At 65.9% G+C, this 12,790-nt stretch carries 10 protein-coding genes; 3 read left to right on the top strand and 7 right to left on the bottom strand.

Annotated features, from left to right (window positions below; all coding sequences use genetic code 11):
• Nucleotides 1-152 precede the first annotated feature (152 nt).
• Nucleotides 153-1,502 carry a serine/threonine-protein kinase gene (locus tag ACQP1T_RS18590; RefSeq protein WP_433761837.1) on the bottom strand — a complete coding sequence of 450 codons (1,350 nt, stop codon included), beginning with the start codon at nt 1,500-1,502 and terminating at the stop codon, nt 153-155.
• Nucleotides 1,503-1,625: 123 nt separating this feature from the next.
• Between ACQP1T_RS18590 and ACQP1T_RS18585 the strand changes: the two genes are divergently transcribed.
• On the top strand, nt 1,626-2,348 hold the full coding sequence (locus ACQP1T_RS18585) for a CAP domain-containing protein (RefSeq protein ID WP_433761836.1): 723 nt from the start codon (nt 1,626-1,628) through the stop codon (nt 2,346-2,348).
• Between the two features lie 17 nt (nt 2,349-2,365).
• On the opposite strand, the gene ACQP1T_RS18580 is transcribed toward ACQP1T_RS18585, so the two are convergent.
• Complete coding sequence (locus tag ACQP1T_RS18580) at nt 2,366-3,226, bottom strand: SDR family oxidoreductase (protein WP_433761835.1); 861 nt, start codon at nt 3,224-3,226, stop codon at nt 2,366-2,368.
• A gap of 516 nt (nt 3,227-3,742) precedes the next feature.
• On the opposite strand from ACQP1T_RS18580, the gene ACQP1T_RS18575 reads away from it, so the two are divergent.
• On the top strand, nt 3,743-5,122 hold the full coding sequence (locus ACQP1T_RS18575) for a bifunctional lysylphosphatidylglycerol flippase/synthetase MprF (RefSeq protein ID WP_433761833.1): 1,380 nt from the start codon (nt 3,743-3,745) through the stop codon (nt 5,120-5,122).
• Here the strand turns inward: ACQP1T_RS18575 and ACQP1T_RS18570 are convergent.
• From ACQP1T_RS18570 to ACQP1T_RS18555, 4 genes are read right to left on the bottom strand one after another with little or no spacing between them, the layout of a single operon-like run.
• Nucleotides 5,119-5,763 (bottom strand): pentapeptide repeat-containing protein, encoded by a 645-nt coding sequence (locus ACQP1T_RS18570; RefSeq protein ID WP_433761832.1) that lies wholly within the window; start codon nt 5,761-5,763, stop codon nt 5,119-5,121. The genes ACQP1T_RS18575 and ACQP1T_RS18570 overlap by 4 nt on opposite strands.
• A 56-nt stretch (nt 5,764-5,819) precedes the next feature.
• Complete coding sequence (locus ACQP1T_RS18565; protein WP_433761831.1) at nt 5,820-6,203, bottom strand: NYN domain-containing protein; 384 nt, start codon at nt 6,201-6,203, stop codon at nt 5,820-5,822.
• The gene (locus ACQP1T_RS18560) at nt 6,196-7,440 is read right to left on the bottom strand and encodes an RNA polymerase sigma factor (RefSeq protein WP_433761830.1); all 1,245 of its coding nucleotides are present in this window, start codon (nt 7,438-7,440) and stop codon (nt 6,196-6,198) included. The genes ACQP1T_RS18565 and ACQP1T_RS18560 overlap by 8 nt, the downstream gene beginning before the upstream one ends.
• Nucleotides 7,441-7,445: 5 nt before the next feature.
• The gene (locus ACQP1T_RS18555; RefSeq protein WP_433761828.1) at nt 7,446-7,859 is read right to left on the bottom strand and encodes a YciI family protein; all 414 of its coding nucleotides are present in this window, start codon (nt 7,857-7,859) and stop codon (nt 7,446-7,448) included.
• Between the two features lie 399 nt (nt 7,860-8,258).
• Here ACQP1T_RS18555 and ACQP1T_RS18550 point away from each other — a divergent pair, with 399 nt between their 5' ends.
• A complete protein-coding gene (locus tag ACQP1T_RS18550) occupies nt 8,259-9,431 on the top strand; it encodes a serine hydrolase domain-containing protein (RefSeq protein WP_433761826.1) in 1,173 nt (390 codons plus the stop codon).
• A 12-nt stretch (nt 9,432-9,443) separates the two neighbouring features.
• On the opposite strand, the gene ACQP1T_RS18545 is transcribed toward ACQP1T_RS18550, so the two are convergent.
• Entirely contained in the window at nt 9,444-12,773 is a 3,330-nt protein-coding gene (locus tag ACQP1T_RS18545; RefSeq protein ID WP_433761825.1) for a carboxyl transferase domain-containing protein, read from the bottom strand.
• Between the last annotated feature and the right edge of the window lie 17 nt (nt 12,774-12,790).

The raw sequence follows: 12,790 nt of genomic DNA, 5'->3' as shown, positions 1-12,790 counted from the left end.
CGCCGCGAATGCGCCACCCGGCACCGGTCGCCTGTCGGCCATCGGTGAATTCTTCGTGGCAAATGGGGTGATTGAATTTATGCCCGGACAGCTGACGAGTATCGCCTCAGATTCAGAGACCGGATCGCAGAACTGATACGCGCCGCGGCGAATCAGCGAGGCAGTACGCCCACTCCGGCCAGTAGCGATATGACTACGAACACCACTACGGATATCGCTAGAGAAATCCAGCCGAGCCGGATCAAGTGTGCGGCCGATGCGGGCGGTGCGACGAATGCGCGCCGAGCATGAACGCGTTGTCGGTGACCGCGCACGATCGCAATCGGGCCGAGCACGATGCCATATCCCAAGAGCGACAAGAGAATTGTGGCCACGTCGATCAGAATTCGGCGGCCCGAATCGCGCGCGGGGACCGGCGGATCTGACGGCATCCGAGTGGCGACAGGTCGATCGAATGGGGTAGCCACGATATTGCGGGGCGGCAATGCCGGACGGTTGTGCCGCGGCTGCGTGGACCGCACCAGCCGGTCCTCGGCTTCCCTAACTTCGGTGACCTCGCCCGATTCGGGCACGCTGTCCGGCTCGCGCGAAGCGACTTCGTTGACGGCGGTGATCGCGTCCGCCTCCTCGTCCGGTGCGGTGACCTCATCGGTCGGTGACCCCGCCGCGGCTTTACGCCGCCCGCTCCGCTCATCTTTGGCTTGTGCCGCAAGGAAATCCACCAATTCACCGGCCGTCGGCCTGGCATCGGGATCCTTGGCCATCGCCGCGACGACCATGCGCCGGTATCGGCCCGGCACCCCCGCGAGGTCCGGATCGTCCCGAATGATTCGCGCTATCACCGCTGCCTGGGTATCCGCGTGAAACGGTGGCCGACCGGTTGCCGCGAAGGCGACCAACGCGCCCCACGCGAAGATATCCGCGGGCGGGCCCACGTCCTGGTTGCCGAGCACCTCGGGCGGCATCCATGCCAGCGTCCCGACAATGCGTCCCGGTTCGGTGAGGCGGGTGGCATCGATAACCCGGGCGATACCGAAATCGATGACCCGCGGGCCGTCCCAGGTCAGAATGATGTTGTCCGGCTTCAAATCCCGATGGATGACATCCGCGCCATGTATGCACTCGAGCGCTTCGGCGAGGCCGCTCGCGAAATCGTAGAGCTGCGCCGACGACATCGCGCCGCGTTCCCGAATGGCCTGTGCCATCGATTCCCCGGATACGAATGAATTAGCCAGCCACGGCCGCTCCGCTTCGATATCGGCGTCCACCACTTCCGCAATGCGGCGTCCGTGCACTCGCTGGGCCGCGCTGACCTCCTGCCGAAATCTGGCCCGGAACTCCGGATCCCGCGCCAATTGCGTATGCGGCATCTTTATCGCGACGACGGTGCCGTCCGGGCCGAATCCCTGGAATACGACACCCATTCCACCCTCGCCCAGACGGCCGTGTAACACGAACTGACCGATAGCCGTCGGATCATCCGGCAACAATGGTCTCAGCATTCTCCCTCGCCGATTACGCTGAGCTGTCGTAGTTTTCGGAGCTTAGCACTGTCCGAGGGTATTTTCCGACCAAGTTGGTTCCCCGTTGGTGTTTCATTGGTCGCCGCCGCGAATCTCATCGGCATGACCCCATCGACCAACCGGATCCGTCGTCCCGCCGCAGCCTTGCTGGCCGCCATGGCGGGCCTGACGATCGCAGTACTGCCCATCACCGAGTTACCTACGGCCGCAGCGGCCCCCGACTGCGCACACGCCGATGATCCGGTGATCCCGCCGGACAAGGCGCCGACCGGCAACTCCGGCTCACGCAGCCGCCTGCGGGACCTGTTCCCCGACCTCGCCTACCGCCACGAGATCGAAAAGGCGGTCCTGTGTCTGACCAATGCCGAACGTACACAACGCGGCATCCCCGCCCTCGAATGGAATATGGTGCTCGTCGACTCGGCGGAGAAGTACGGCGCCGATGCCGACCGCCTCAACTGGTGGGTCGGCAGCACCAAGCAGGAAACGGTCAAATGGCATATCCACCCCGAGACCCCGCGCACCACGGCCGACGACGATCAGGAGGCCACCGTGCAGGTCGGCAAGCGAGTCGCCGCCGCCCAACCTTGCGGCCGCGGTAAGACATTGGCGCACTGGGCGGAAAATACCGCCTGGGGCACCGGCAACCGATCCACCGCCCGCGCCATCGTGAACGATTGGATGCATTCCGACACCCACCGAGCAAATATCCTCGACAAAGATTCGACCATGGTCGGCCCCGGCGCCGTCTACGGCCTCGCCCAACCCGGCACGGCCCCCGACCAAGCAGGTCTGTACGTCCAGCACTTCGCGTCCTGCAAGTGATCACCGGACCAATCCGGTTAAGCCTTCGTTGGTTGGGATGCCTTGTCGATGTAGCGGCTCATCGCCCAGTTCAGGCCGCGCATCGCGAGGTTGTAGGAGGGCGGGAAGTAGCGCTGGGCGAGATAGCCGATCCGGATGTCGGGCGAGGTGAAGACCATGTACTTGTTGCGCTCGACACCGCGCACGATCGATCGGGCTGCCTGCTCGGGCGTGACCGCATGTCGCATGAACAGCGCTACCGCCTGTTGCACCGCCGCGCCCTGCCGATCGACGCCCGCGATATCGACGCTGTCCACCATCGGCGTCGCCATCGCGCCGGGGCAGACCAGGCTGACACCGATCCGGTGCTGGCGCAGATCGAATCGCAACACCTCCGAAACGCCGCGCAACCCGAATTTGCCCGCGCTGTAGGGCGCATGCCATGGCAGCCCGAAAAGTCCCGCCGCCGAGGCCACATTGACCAGATGTCCGCCGCGTCCGGCCTCGATCATCCGCGGCACGAACTCCTCGATCACATGGATCGGGCCCATCAGATCGATATCGATGGTGCGCCGCCACTGCTTGTGCGTGAGCCGGTCGACGGTCCCCCAGGTGGCAATGCCTGCCACATTCATCACGATGTCGACGCTGTCCACCTGTGCGTGCGTCTTCGCGGCCAGTGCCACCACGGCGTCGTAGTCGCTGACATCGGCGGGCGCGGCCAAGTGCACGACACCGCCCTGGGCGCGCACCTCATCGGCGGTGCGCTGCAGTCCGACATCATCGACATCGGTCAGGACGACCGATGCGCCTCTGGCGACAACCGCGAGCGCCGTACTGCGGCCCAAGCCGCTGGCCGCTCCGGTGATCAGGCAGCTCTTGCCGTCGAACTTCGTCATGGACCATGACGATAGACAATTATGAACACTGTTGTCTATAGATCCAGCGTCGCCTCGGACGCAATACTCGGCCACCGAACGACAGAAATCGAGATTCGATCAGGACACGGCTCGCTGAACGATTGCTGTCGACCATGAACCGCGCTCACGTCGACCGAACAGAGCGTCGCTGCCGTTCACATAGGCCGGCACCGCGGCGATATACCAGCGATGAGGCTGATGGATACCAGCGCCGATGGTCGGGAACGGGCCACGGAAAGGCCCTTCCGTCAGCACGGTGGTGGCATACTCGATTGAAGCGGCCAGCGGCTCGCTCGCCCCGGTCCGATCGAGGCCGACACACCAGCTTCAGCATGGCGCGGTTGCCGGGCGAACACTCGCGGACTCCAACGATCTTGGTGCACCAGGAATGTTCGAGCACTCATCCCATGTTTCGAATATTGTTGCGTGTACAGGATCATCGGGAGGACCACATGGGGAACCTGTTCGGACCCGCCGGGTCAATGGGGCGCAGACGTGGCTGAGGGACGGGAAACGGCGGCGCGGAATTCCACACTCGCGGGATACCGCGATGCCTCGATCACCACCACACCGGCCGTCCGCCCGGTGATCTCCATCGCCCTGTTGCTGATGAGTGTCGCGCTGGTCTACGAGGCCGGTCGCGCCGCGCCCGGGCAGGACCACGGCTGGTTCGTCGCCGTATCGATCGCCGGACTCTTCGTGGTGCGCGGACTGCATCTGCGACGGCCTATCACCCTGCCGCATTTCACCATCGCGGTCTTCGTGCTGGCGGCGGCCAATGCCGCCTACCGCGCCTCGCATCCTGGCTTCGGCTTCGTCTTCCTGGCCGCGACCGGATTCATCCTGATGCTGCCGCAGTCCAGTCGGCCCCAGCCCGAGCAGCTGTATCGGGTCGCCGAACTCGTCGGCCGTACCCAACGCGATCCCCTCGCCGCATTCGCGCTGCATTCGTCGAAGTCCTATTACTTCAATGTGAATTCGACCGCGGCGATCGGCTATCGTGCCCGCTTCGGGATCGCGGTGGTCGCCGGTGATCCGATCGGCGATCGTGCCGACTATCCCGCCCTGCTTACCGACTTCTCCGAATTCGCGGCGAATCACGGCTGGCGGGTAGCGGTGCTCGGCGCCAGTCCGGAGCTGGCCGGAATGTGGCGGCATCGGGCGATCGAACATCGGGGTTTGCGCGCGATTCCGGTCGGCCGCGATGTGGTCATCGATGTCGGGACGTTCGCCATGGTCGGGCGTTCCTTCCGCAATCTGCGCCAGGCCGTGAGCCGCACCCGGAATTTCGGGGTGACCACCGAGGTCATCAGCGAGACCGATCTGACCGAACCATTGCGGGCCGAACTGCTGGACATCGTCGACGAATGGCGTACCGGTCGGCAGAATCGCGGCTTCTCGATGATCCTGGACCATCTGTTGGACGGTCGGAATCCCGGGATGCTGCTGGTACTGGCCCGCGATGCGGACGGGCGCGTGGCGGGCTTCCAGCGCTACGGCGTCTCCGGGCGAGGCCGCGAGCTCAGCCTGGATGTGCCGTGGCGGCGCAAGGATGCACCGAACGGACTGGACGAGCGGATGATCATCGACCTCGTCGACCACGCCCGCACGCAGGGCATCGAACGGATCTCACTGGCATTCGCACCCTTCCCGGAACTGTTCGCCGAGAAGCAGCGCTCGCGGACCAGGAAGCTGCTCTATGTGCTCGTGCACCTGGGTGATCCGCTGATCCGGCTGGAATCGTTGTACCGATTCCTGCGCAAGTTCCAAGCGATGTCCGAGCAGCGGTTCGTGCTGATCCGCTGGCGTGAGGTGCTGCTGGCCGCCGCGGCTCTGCTCACCTTGGAATTCGTGCCGCACCGTAAGCAGTACTAGTCGCGGACGGTAATGCCGATCGCTTTGGCGAATTCGGGTGCCAGATCGAGCAGTTGGAGCGGGGTGATGGTGGCCCCGCGCAAGGCGTCCAAGCCCTCGGCGATGTTGATGTGGGCCGCGCCGCGCAGGTCCACCTGCTTCAGTCGGGCGCGGTTGAGCAGCAGGCCTTCCACGGTGGTGCCGGGGAAGGTGAGCTTGGTCAGCTCGGCATCACCGAAATCGGTATGGCGCAGCACGCAGTCGACGAATTGCACCTCGCGCAGTGTGGATTTGCGGAAGTTCACCGAGTCGAATTTGCAGCCTTCGAAGCGCACTCGACGCAAGTTGGCACCGCCCGCATCGACGCCGGACAGCGCACCGGCGATCAATTCGACGTCCTGCCAGGAGGTATCGGACAGGTCGGTGCCCACCCAGCGCACATTGCGCTGCCAGACATCGGTGAAGCGGGAGAACCGGAGGCTGCCGCGGTTGATCGCCAGTGCGGTGAAGACGGTCTCGGAGAAACGGGAATTGCCTGCCTCGATGTCATCGATATCGGCGCCGGTGACGTGCACACAGTCGTAGTCGCCCTCGGGCTCGAGATCGTCCTCCAGCGGCGTGAGATAACGCGCGTAGGGCAGATCCTCGAGTTCGTTGGGCACGGTTGACCTCCGGGTTCGGTGACGGTTCCCCTTGTCTACCAGTCGGATCCGACAGATCAGGGGTCGATGTGGTCCAGCAGCCAGCGCGGGCCCACCGATGCGGCGCCGAGGGCTTCGATTCGCTCGCGGAGTCCCCGATCGGCCGTGACGACGGTGATCGTGTCCTCGTCGCTGGCCGCCGCCACGACGTCGACGATCGCGTCGTCTCCCGAACCATCAGCCAGCACCACGCGCACGCCGTCGAACTCATCCGATGCCGCGGCCTTCGCCGCGCCCTCCAGTACGACGACCACTTCGGCTGGTTGTGCGAGGTCCAGTGTGCTCAATCGGATGAGCAATCGCCGAGCCGCGCCCGCACGATCGCGCCACCAGCCATCGGGGCGTGAGCCCACGACATTCGCGGCATCCACGACGATCAACATCGCTGCCTTTCTACTCATCGGTGCCAAGGTGGGCGGCGCGGGCGTACAAATAGCGCTGTTGCGGGATGCTCATCGTCTGTTGTGCGGCAAGCAGATATGACTCGCGGGCGCCGGTCCGGTCTCCCATCGATTCCAACAGATGGGCACGGACGGCTGCCAAGCGGTGGTCGCCCGTCAGTTTGCCGCCGTCGGCCAGATCGTCGACGAGTTTCAGTCCGGCCACCGGTCCGCGAGCCATCGCGACGGCCACCGCATGGTTGAGCGCGATGATCGGATTGTCGACCAGCGCGAGCAGGCGTTCGTAGAGCAGCATGATCTGCGGCCAATCGGTGGCCTGGTAGGTCGGCGCCTCATCGTGCAGTGCCGCGATGGCCGCTTGCAGCTGATACGGGCCGGGTTCGCCGCGGGGCAGCGCCTCGGTGATCAGCGCGATGCCTTCGGTAATGGCTTCGGTGTGCCAGAGTGCGCGATCCTGGTCGTGCATCGGGACGAGCTCACCCGCGGGTCCGGTGCGGGCGGGTCGGCGGGCATCGGTGAGCAGCATCAGCGCGAGCAGACCGGTGACTTCGGCATCGTCGGGCAGCAGACGGTGCACCAGACGGGTCAGGCGCATGGCCTCGGCGCAGAGTTCGACGCGGTGCAGGCTCGGTCCCGAAGTGCTGGCATAGCCCTCGGTGAAGATCAGATACAGCACGTGCAGCACGGCGGCCAGGCGCGCGTCGCGGTGGGCGCCGGAAGGTGGGGCGAAGCCGACTTCGCTGTCCTTGATCTTCTGCTTGGCACGGCCGATGCGTTTGGTCATGGTCGCCTCGGACACCAGGAAGGCGCGAGCGATTTCGGCGGTGGTCAAACCACCGACCGCGCGCAAGGTGAGTGCGACCTGTGCGGTGGGTGCGAGCGACGGGTGGCAGCACAGAAACAGCAGGACGAGGGTGTCATCGGAGTCGGTGGGTTCGCGGTCGGCGGGGGCGCTGAGCCAGTCCTCGGGCAGTGCCCAGCGGGCCACGGTGTCCTCTCGCCCGCGGCGGGCCTGTTCGTTGCGGAGCAGGTCGGTCAGGCGGCGGGAGGCGACGGTGATCAGCCAGGCGCGCGGGTTGTCCGGAATGCCCGTGTTCGGCCATTGGGTCGCGGCGGCGAGCAGTGCCTCCTGCACCGCGTCCTCGGCGGTGTCGAAATGACCGTAGCGCCGTACCACCGCGGCGAGGACCTGCGGCGCGCAGCTGCGCAACAGGTCCTCGACCTCGGTATCCGACATCAGGCTCAGCTGAATTCGGGTGCGGACTCGATGATGGGCCGGACATCGGCATAGGCCGTCTCGGCGATGTGCGGCGGAGCCGGGCATTTGCTCAGTTCGGCCGCGATTTCGGTGGCGCGGTCGAAGCTCTCGCATTCGACGATCCAGTATCCGGCGAGTACCTCCTGCGTTTCGGCGTAGGGACCATCGGTCACGAACGGTGCGCCGTTCTTGGTGGTGATGCGGCGGGTGTGCACCGGTTCGGCCAGACCGCGTGTTTCGACCAGTTCACCGGATTCCTCCAACTTCTTGTTGAGGTTGCCCATGAACTCGGTCATCGCCGCGTAATCCGCGGCGCTCCATGCGGGTTTGCCGGTGTCCTTGCCGACCATGCCGTCGTAGTCCTGCTGCGAGCCATAGCTCAGGATCATGTATTTCATGACAACTCCTCCGCTGTGGCGGCGCCTGGATGGTGCCGCTCGTCAGATACGTCGCAGCCGCTGACCATTCTCGGACATGCCCGCCGAAAAAACTTCCGACCGCGGCAGGTGGGCCGATCGACGCGGACAGCGAGCAACCGATCCGGCGACGTCGCCTGGGCACAGCGGCGACGGTATGCGGATGCGTGCGCTGCGGCCGGTCGAGATGGCACAGGCTGCCGACCGCAGGCGTCGTGCACCGCGGTATGGAACCGGACAATGTTCTCGTCGTCGGATCGCGGCTGATGGCCGGTTGACGATGTTCCGCTGCGCTTGCGCGATCGACAACGGACCGTGCGGCGGTAGTGGCTGCTCGATGGCAGCAGCGGGCGAGACCGGATGCGTGACATGCTGGGGCACATGGTGATCGATGGAGTTGTTGCGTCCGGGTTCGAGGCGGTACGCGAGGTATTCGCGGCGAATTTCGCCGAACGGGGGGATGTCGGTGCGGCGGTGACGGTGTACCGGAATGGGCAGCCGGTGGTGGATCTGTGGGGTGGGCTGGCCGATCCGGAGGGTGAGCGGCCGTGGGAGCGGGACACGATGCAGCTGGTCTATTCGGCGACCAAAGGTGTCACCGCGACCGTCGCGCATCTTCTTGCTCAGCGCGGTGAGCTCGACCTGGACGCGCCGGTCGCGCGGTACTGGCCGGAGTTCGCGGCGGCGGATAAGGGCGATATCCCGGTGCGCTGGTTGTTGACCCATCAGGCGGGGCTTGCGGCACTGGACAAGCCGGTGCCGCTGGCGGATGCGCTGGCCTGGGAGCCGATGGTGCAAGCGCTCGCCGCGCAGACACCGAACTGGCAGCCCGGCACCGCGCACGGATACCACGGGCGCACGTTCGGCTGGCTCGTCGGTGAGGTTGTCCGGCGGGCGACGGGGCGCACCGTCGGGCGGATTCTGGCCGAGGATATCGCCGGACCGTTCGGTATCGACTTCTTCATCGGCTTGCCCGAGTCCGAACGGCATCGCGTCAGCCGACTCGTGTTCGCGCCCAAGATTGATCTGGCGACGGTCCCGGACGAGTTGATCCCGGCGGAATTCCGGCCGATGGTTGCCGCGATGCGTGATCCGCAGGCACTGGTCAACCGCGCCTTCGAGGTCACCGATCCGGCCGACATCGATTACAACGACCCCGCGGTGCACGCCGCCGAAATCCCCTCCAGCAATGGCATCGGCACCGCGCGCGGCCTCGCCCGGCTCTACGCGACGACCATCGGCGAGGTCGACGGCACCCGCCTGCTGACCGCCGCAACACGCGCCGCCGCAACACGCGAACAAACCGCCGGCATCGACCGCGTCCTAATGCTGCCCAACCGCTACGCCACCGGATACATGCTCCCTACCGAAGGTTTCCCACTTGGCGGCCCGAACGCCTTCGGCCATGCGGGTCGCGGCGGCTCCCTCGCCTTCGCCGATCCGGATACCGACATCGCCTTCGCCTACGTCACCAACTACATCATCGAAGGCGTACCGGACCTGCGTGCCCGTAATCTCGTCGACGCGATGACCAACGCCATCGCCCAGGCGTAGCGGTCTAAAGGTTCAGCGCAGGGTGCGGATCCACCGCCGGGTGTCGGCCGGGTCGATGACATCGTCGAGTTCCAGGACGGTGGCGGCGGTCAGGGCCTTGCCGTTGGCGTAGGCGAGTTGGACGAGGTTGTCGAAGGCTTCCTGGCGTTTATCGGGAGCTTCGATGGCCGCGAGCTCCTTGGCGAAGCCGAGGCGGACCGCACCCTCCAGGCCCATACCGCCGATTTCGCCGGTGGGCCAGGCGATTACGAAACGTGGGGCCCGGAACGAGCCTGCCGCCATCGCCTGCGCGCCGAGGCCGTAGCCCTTGCGGATGATGACGGTGCCGAGTGGGACGGTGAGTGCGGCGGAGTCGATGAACAGCTTGCTGAACTTGGTGACGGTCGCTTGCTTCTCCGCCTCCGGGCCGACCATGAAACCCGGTGTGTCACAGAGGGATACGATCGGCAGGCCGTGGGAATCGCAGAGTTGCAGGAATGCGCTGAGCTTATCGGCGGCGGGTGCGTCGATCGCGCCGCCGAGGTGCTGGCAGTCGTTGGCGATGAGACCGAAGGGGCGGCCTTCCACGCGAATGAGCGCGGTAACTACACCAACGCCCCAGTCACGACGCAGTTCCAGGACCGAGTCGACGTCGGCGACCGCTGCGATGACCTCGCGGATATCGAAGGCGCGCAGCCGATTCTCCGGCACCACGTGGCGGGCGAGGCGCGGATCCGGTGCCGTCCAATCCTGCAGTGGCCCTTGGAAATACGAGAGATAGCGGCGGGCCGCGTCGACCGCCTCGGCCTCGTCGTCGGCGACGATGTGTACGACACCGTTGCGGCGTTGGACGTCGATGGGGCCGATGTCCTCGGGTGCGTAGACGCCGAGTCCGCCGCCCTCGATCATTGCCGGTCCACCCATCCCGATATTGGCATCCGGGGTCGCGATGACCACATCGCACATGCCGAGCAGCGCCGCATTGCCCGCGAAGCAGCGTCCGGAGACGATGCCCACCAACGGAACTCGACCCGAGAGTGCGCCCATCGCGCGGAATGTCGTCACATCCAGGCCGGAGATACCCGAGTAGTCGGTATCCCCCGGTCGTCCGCCGCCGCCCTCGGTGAAGAACACCACGGGAAGGCGCTGTTCGTGTGCGAGTTCCAGCATGCGATCGGTTTTGGCGTGATTGCGCATGCCCTGGGTCCCGGCCAGCACGGTGTAGTCATAGGACATGACCAGTGCGCGTGCGGCTTCCGCGCCGAATCGGTCGGCGTTGATGGTGGCGGTACCGCCGATCAGGCCGTCCGCGGGGGTGTTGGCGATCAGATCCTCGGGGCTGCGCCGGAGTCGCTGTGCGGCGACGGCGAGCGCGCCGTATTCGAGGAAGCTGTCGTCGTCCACGAGGTCGGCGATGTTCTCCCGGGCCGTCCGGCGGCCCAGATTGTGTCTTTTCGCGACGGCGGCCGGGCGGCCCGCGTCGAGTCCGATCCGGTGGCGCTCCCGCACCTCCGCCAGATCTGCACGCACGGTATCCAGGTCGATCGCCTCGATATCGGCGGCCGGACCGTCATGGTCGGCTGGAATCCAGGTGAGCAGCGACACATGCGGGTCGACCGTCGCGCCCGGTGCCACCAGATGACGCGAAACCCGCAGCGGCTGCTCGGCACGCAGTACGTGCTGCATCTTCATTGCCTCGAGCACAACGACTTCCGCACCGGCCGGAACAACGCTCCCGGGCTCCGCCAGACTCACGACGGTGCCGCCCAACGGCGACCGCATGCCCTGCTCGTCGTCTTCGAGCGCTGCCTCGGCAGCGCCGCTCGCCGTCGGATCCGCTTCCGTAGGGTTTCGATGCTCAGCGAGCACATGCGCCGAATCTCCTGCTACCGAGCCACCCGGCTGGGCCACAGCGGACGCGTAATCATCTGCCCGACTGCGAAATTCGCCGATGTTCTGCTCGAACCAGGAAGTCGACACGCTGACCCCATCGGCGAGTTGATCCAGCACCGCACGCAACAGACTGGCGTTGGTATCGACACCCGCGATCACGGTTTCGGCCAACGCATCCGAACACCGCCGGATCGCAGCCGAATACGTCGGTGCCTGCGCAATAATCTTCGCCAGCAATGAATCGAACTGCGCCCCCTGCCGCATCCCTGTGAACGCCGCGGTATCCACCCGAACCCCCACGCCGGTCGGCGCGGCGAATTCCGTCAATACACCTGTACTCGGCAAAAACTCCCCACCGGCGGTCACCGACTCGGCATTGACTCGCGCCTGCACCGCAAACCCCCGAACACCCGAAAGCCCGTCGCCGACAAAGCCATTCGCCACGGCGTCATCCGCTCCGGCTGGACCAACGCGATCGCTGCGCATCGCGACCGGCACACGATCACCGAGAGGAAGTTCTTGCAGCGTAGCGCCGCGGGCCAGGTCGAGTTGGACTGCCACCAGGTCCACGCCGGTGACCGCCTCGGTGACGGTGTGTTCGACCTGGAGCCGCGGGTTGACCTCGAGGAACCAGGCGTCGGTGGCGGTGACCAGGTATTCGACGGTGATCACGCCGCGACAGGAGACCGATTCGGCTATGCGAATCGCGTCCCGATGGAGGCGTTGTCGAAGGGCGGCAGGAAGATTCGGGGCCGGGGCGATTTCGATGAGTTTCTGGTGGCGGCGTTGGATGCTGCAGTCGCGGTCGCCGAGGGTGATGGCGCGGTGTCCGTCCGCGATTATTTGAACCTCGATGTGGCGCGCTTCGGCGGCCAGCGCTTCGGCGTAGACGGTGTCGTCGCCGAAACCGGCGCGGGCTTCGGCGCGGCAGCGGTCGAGTGAATCGGCGAGTTTGTCGGCTGCGTGGACCGCACGCATACCTCGTCCACCGCCGCCGGCCGCCGCCTTGAGCATCACACCACTGGGGTGGTCGGCGAAGAACGCGGAAATTTCCGCCAGGTCCGCGCCGACGGCAGTTGCGGGCAGCACCGGGACTCCCGCCTGTCGTGCGGCGTCGCGTGCCGACAGTTTATTGCCGAAAATGCGCAGCACCTCGGGCGACGGCCCGACGAATATCAGGCCGGCCGCCGCGCACGCTGCCGCGAAATCGGCGCTCTCACTGAGGAATCCGTAACCGGGATGCACCAGCGCATCGGCTCCGGCGCGCTGTGCCGCGGCGACGACGGCGGCGATGTCGAGGTAGGCGGCGGCTCCGACGCCCGGCAGTCGGATCGCGTCATCGGCCAGACGCACCGGCAGGGTTGCCGCCTCTGCATCGGTATAGAGCGCGAGGGTGGAGTCATTCCGCTCGCGGGCTGCCCGGATCACCCGGACCGCCACCTCACCCCTATTCGCCACAACCACACGCATGCCGCCAGTCTGCTTTG

Origin of the sequence: Nocardia sp. CA-135398, assembly GCF_050955845.1 — a bacterium.
GTDB lineage: Bacteria > Actinomycetota > Actinomycetes > Mycobacteriales > Mycobacteriaceae > Nocardia.
This window is presented reverse-complemented; position numbering and strand designations above follow the sequence as displayed.

What these genes read in the sequence shown, in the direction of transcription:
- ACQP1T_RS18590 (WP_433761837.1), bottom strand. Translation starts at nt 1,502, where the DNA reads ATGCTGAGACCATTGTTGCCGGATGATCCGACGGCTATCGGTCAGTTC.
- ACQP1T_RS18585 (WP_433761836.1), top strand. Translation starts at nt 1,626, where the DNA reads ATGACCCCATCGACCAACCGGATCCGTCGTCCCGCCGCAGCCTTGCTG.
- ACQP1T_RS18580 (WP_433761835.1), bottom strand. Translation starts at nt 3,226, where the DNA reads ATGACGAAGTTCGACGGCAAGAGCTGCCTGATCACCGGAGCGGCCAGC.
- ACQP1T_RS18565 (WP_433761831.1), bottom strand. Translation starts at nt 6,203, where the DNA reads ATGAGTAGAAAGGCAGCGATGTTGATCGTCGTGGATGCCGCGAATGTC.
- ACQP1T_RS18560 (WP_433761830.1), bottom strand. Translation starts at nt 7,440, where the DNA reads ATGTCGGATACCGAGGTCGAGGACCTGTTGCGCAGCTGCGCGCCGCAG.
- ACQP1T_RS18555 (WP_433761828.1), bottom strand. Translation starts at nt 7,859, where the DNA reads ATGAAATACATGATCCTGAGCTATGGCTCGCAGCAGGACTACGACGGC.
- ACQP1T_RS18550 (WP_433761826.1), top strand. Translation starts at nt 8,259, where the DNA reads ATGGTGATCGATGGAGTTGTTGCGTCCGGGTTCGAGGCGGTACGCGAG.
- ACQP1T_RS18545 (WP_433761825.1), bottom strand. Translation starts at nt 12,773, where the DNA reads ATGCGTGTGGTTGTGGCGAATAGGGGTGAGGTGGCGGTCCGGGTGATC.